The sequence below is a fragment of the Mobiluncus mulieris ATCC 35243 genome, assembly GCF_000160615.1.
GTDB lineage: Bacteria > Actinomycetota > Actinomycetes > Actinomycetales > Actinomycetaceae > Mobiluncus > Mobiluncus mulieris.
Window position 1 is genome coordinate 1,148,750 of sequence record NZ_GG668518.1, and the last position, 4,181, is coordinate 1,152,930.

Sequence of the window (4,181 nt, forward strand, 5' to 3'; positions counted from 1 at the left end):
GGAGAATGTCTTCTTTCGTAGGGTGTCTTACTGTCCTCTCGTCTTGCATCTGGTGCCCTCGAGGTGCAACAAGGCTCGAGGAGTCGAGTCTTTTCGACATTACAATCAGAGAGATACCTGTTGGGAGGCGCAATGTTGTAAAGCCTGACGGGACGTTAGGCCTTGCTAAGGCTCGCTAGGTCATGGTTGGTCGAAAAAATCGATTCAATTATCTATCGCTCACCGCTTCCGTAACTCGATATGGGGGCTCTTCGCATTTGAGGGTGTTTTAGGGGTTGGGGGTGGCCGGGGTTTTGGGTGTTTTGGGGTGTTGGCGTGGTGGTGGTGGTGGGGGTTGGGTGTCGGAGCCTTTGTGATGATTGGTTTGTAAACATCGAAAAATCGCGCAGAAAGGCTCCGGCGATGTTTGATTCTACCGTATGTACCCGTCCCTGCGCACCTGCCAGTGTGGAAAGAATCTTCAGAATCGCTGAGTCGGGTTTGAGCGTGGTTTCGGATGAAACCAGTGAGCAGCGTACGGTACTGTATTGCAAGATAGCAAGGAAAAACGAGTTCTGTCAGTGGTGTGGCGCACAGGGCGAGGCTCGAAGCACGGCGAGTAGAGATATTAACCATTTTCCTTGCGGCTCATACCCCACGGTGTTGCGTATCAGGATTCCACGCTGGGGCTGTAAGACCTGTGGGAGGGTGTGGCGGCAAAACACCGAGCATATCGCCAAGCCACGCGGGAAAATGACGTTGAAAGCCGCGTGGTATGCCTTGAAACTCGTAGTAGTAGACCACCTGTCTATCTCCGCAGTAGCGCGTAACCTCGGGGTTTCCTGGGTGCTGCTAACGATGCGGTGTTCGAGTTGGGCTTGGAAATGCTGATAAACAACCCCGCTCGTCTGGAAGGGGTGCGGGTTATTGGGGTGGATGAACACGTTTGGTCACACACCTCCAAAGGGCCGCGTTTCGTCACAGTGATAATCGACTTGACTCCCGTAGCGGACAAGACCGGCCCAACACGCTTGTTGGACATGGTCGAAGACAGGTCTAAGAAAGCTTTCAAATCCTGGCTGGCCAAGCAAACCCCAGAATTCTGCAAGAACGTCAAGGTCGCGTCAATGGACGGGTTCACCGGGTTTAAGACCGCTGTCAACGAGGAACTACCGCAAGTCACCACTGTTATGGATCCGTTTTACAGCGGCGCGCGGGCGAAGCCCGCACCTCGCCGCTGCCGCTGGCGGAGGCGAATAGCGACGGCACCGATGTGCCGTCGCCGCCATAGCACCTCATGAAAAGAAGCCCTGGCCGGGGACGCACTAGACAAGTGCCGCCAGCGTATCCAACAAGAAACTCTAGGGCGGCGCGGTCGTAACGGCGACCCGCTCTACGGGGTGAGGAGAACCCTGAAAACCGGGGCAAACCTGCTTACCGAAAAGCAAGCAGAGAAACTCCAGGCCATCCCCGCTGATGATTTCCATGCCTATGTGGAAGCAGCCTGGATATCATACCAAGACATGATGCACGCCTACCGGCAGAAAAACCGCCAATACGGCAAGCACCTCATGGAACAAGTCATCGAGAAACTGGCTAATATCCCTAAAGACATCGCCGCTGGGCTACCCGAACTAAGACGGCTAGGCCGCACATTGAAGCGCCGCACCGGGGACATCCTGGCCTACTTCGACCACCCCCATAGTTCTAACGAGCCAACCGAAGCCATCAACGTCCGCCTAGAACACCTTAGAGGCACCACCCTCGGATTCCGCAACTTCATCAACTACCGCATCCGCGCCCTCCTCGAAACCGGAGAATTCAAAAACCAACTACACCCTCAAATATGAAGAGCCGGTTAACCCCAACACCCATTATCTGTTACTAAAGTATGTAACCCAGATTTAATTTTTGAACCAGGTGGTTGGAATATTTGCACCAGCACCGCGATAGGCTGATCGCGGTATATCGAAAGTTTCTTCAATAAAATTGCCAGTTTTGGGATTAAAATAAATTAAGGATTCAGCCTCCCTAACCACATATTTTTCTTTTTTCGGTAGCGGATTCCAGAAATGTAGATACAAATTACCACCGTAGCTCATAAAGTGTACAAAGGATGCAACTTTAAGTTTGGAATTTAATATGTAGTCAGTTTTACTATTTCCATCTAAATCAAACACCATTAATCTAGTTTCTTCACTCTTGTGTTCTCTAATCCCATAAAAACAATTGTCTAGAAATATGAACTTATGAATATTGTTTGACATGAAGACTGGAGAGCTTAGTTGCTTTCCTGTTTCAAGAGAAAATTTAACCAGATAGGATTCCCACTCACCCGTATCATTTGTATTGGTGTATTGCACAATACAGTGTACGGCTTTATTAACTATTGTACAATTCTCGAAGCTATTCCAGTGGTCGGGTATATCTATTGGAGTTTGAGATACAATAGAACCATTTTCGAGAGTTAGAATTTGATACTGCGCACTCTTTGTGGCATGGTTATTGTCGCCACTTAAAACAATAAGATTATCGGCAAGCTGAATCGAATCGACACGAAGAGGAACTATAGTAGACCAAATAACATTACCTGAAGCATCAATACGAAATATTTTATCAGGATAGCTCCCGTCAGGGAGTGTGTAATTTAGTTTATTTCTTGCTACGACTGCGCCGCCATCCTCTAGGGAAAGTACTGCATTATACCCACCAAAGTCACCGGTTTCTTCCGTAAAAATTTTACCCCACGTACCATCTTTGGAAATTTTCAATAGGCCGTCACTGCGTGCAGCAATTACGTATACATTGGGATTATCCAAACTAGACACTTCAAAATAATCAGCATCGGGAACGTTTGCTACCTTTTTTGCTATCTGATTGTTTTTTCCTGTAAGAATGTACGAGTATTTATCAAACATACCGGTTTGAATAATTAAGTTTTGGCCGGAAGGTAAATCGACTTTTCCCTTGGTTGTTGTTGGCGTACTAGCGCATGCGCTAAGACATAGTAAAAGTGCAAGCGCAATAATCAAATTGAGTCGTAAAGTTTTCCCTATAGTCTTAGCCAAGAGTGCCCCACAAGATTGTTGTTGCCGAGGATTTTGCAATTTCTGCTGGTGTAACAATAGTATCCCACTTAATATAGTCTATGTCGTTTCCTTGTGTCAACCAAGCATACCAAACTAGCTGAGAACAATACATCCTGCTTATGTCATATTTATTATGCACATTTATCCAGTAACTTGTGCCAATTTTAGATTCGGCCCACGCTGCAGCGCCCTGTCTTTTTTTAAGGCTCGAAACTTTATTTCCAAGCAATATCTTACCACCATCTCTGCTTCTCCACGTATTGGGATATTCTTGAACTCCGTCTTTTCCTATTGGTGAATTAAAGTCTGGATAAGCTTCGATTGTCACTTCCGGTTTGTTGGACACAATAGCTGCGTGGCCTACTATCGTAAGGCTTCCTGAGCTATTGCCGAAAGTTGATACCCATATTTCTCCAACCTCACCAAGGGTTGGAGCATTTTCTCTATCCTCTCCTAATGGGGAATATTTGTCTAACTCAGACTTATTTTCTTCTATTACTTCTTGCATAAGTTTCGTGTCCCTTTCAGCATAGTCGCGCATCTCTTCTGCTGTCAGACCGGAACTTTCCATGATTTTTCGGTCAAAATCGGTAGGAGAATCCGCAGAATACGCAATTGTAGGCGTAGTGAATAAAGCTACTCCAGCAATACTTGCAATTATGGTAGCACTCGACATACTGGCAAACAAGCGAATTTTCATTATTTTCATTTTTCTCCCCTTCGAGACGGTTTTAACAGTTCCCTTTTGAGAACCTAGCTTAATCGTATCACAGTGTTGTCACCTCGGTCTATGATTCAAACTGGTATTTCTGACTATACTTTTGGCTACCCACTGTACTTATCCCTTTGAAGTATTGACATGAGCTAGCACGCCAGATATCAGTGAGTAGGGTTCATGAGGGGCAAGCTGAGTTTCACGCGAGCTCCACAGATATTACCCTGGCTATCTTCCAGGTGCGCAGGGACGGGTACATACGGTAGAATCAAACATCGTCGGAGCCTTTCTGTGCGATTTTTCAATGTTTACAAACTGAAGTGTCCTGGGTTTTGTTTCTAGGTTTTTTTGAGAGGGTTGTTTTATGCCTAGGAATTATTCGCAGGGGTTTAGGGATT

Annotated in this window: 2 protein-coding genes and 1 pseudogene; 1 reads left to right on the plus strand and 2 read right to left on the minus strand. The window is 46.5% G+C overall.

Annotated elements, in window-relative coordinates; all coding sequences use genetic code 11:
• The first annotated feature begins 402 nt into the window (after positions 1 to 402).
• A pseudogene (locus tag HMPREF0577_RS11805) lies at positions 403 to 1,829 on the plus strand (ISL3 family transposase).
• Between the two features lie 54 nt (positions 1,830 to 1,883).
• On the opposite strand, the gene HMPREF0577_RS04930 reads toward HMPREF0577_RS11805, so the two are convergent.
• Both HMPREF0577_RS04930 and HMPREF0577_RS04935 read right to left on the minus strand, forming a co-directional pair.
• Entirely contained in the window at positions 1,884 to 3,047 is a 1,164-nt protein-coding gene (locus HMPREF0577_RS04930) for a hypothetical protein (RefSeq protein ID WP_244854373.1), read from the minus strand.
• Positions 3,040 to 3,777 (minus strand): hypothetical protein, encoded by a 738-nt coding sequence (locus HMPREF0577_RS04935; protein ID WP_004012619.1) that lies wholly within the window; start codon positions 3,775 to 3,777, stop codon positions 3,040 to 3,042. The genes HMPREF0577_RS04930 and HMPREF0577_RS04935 overlap by 8 nt, the downstream gene beginning before the upstream one ends.
• Positions 3,778 to 4,181: the final 404 nt, after the last annotated feature.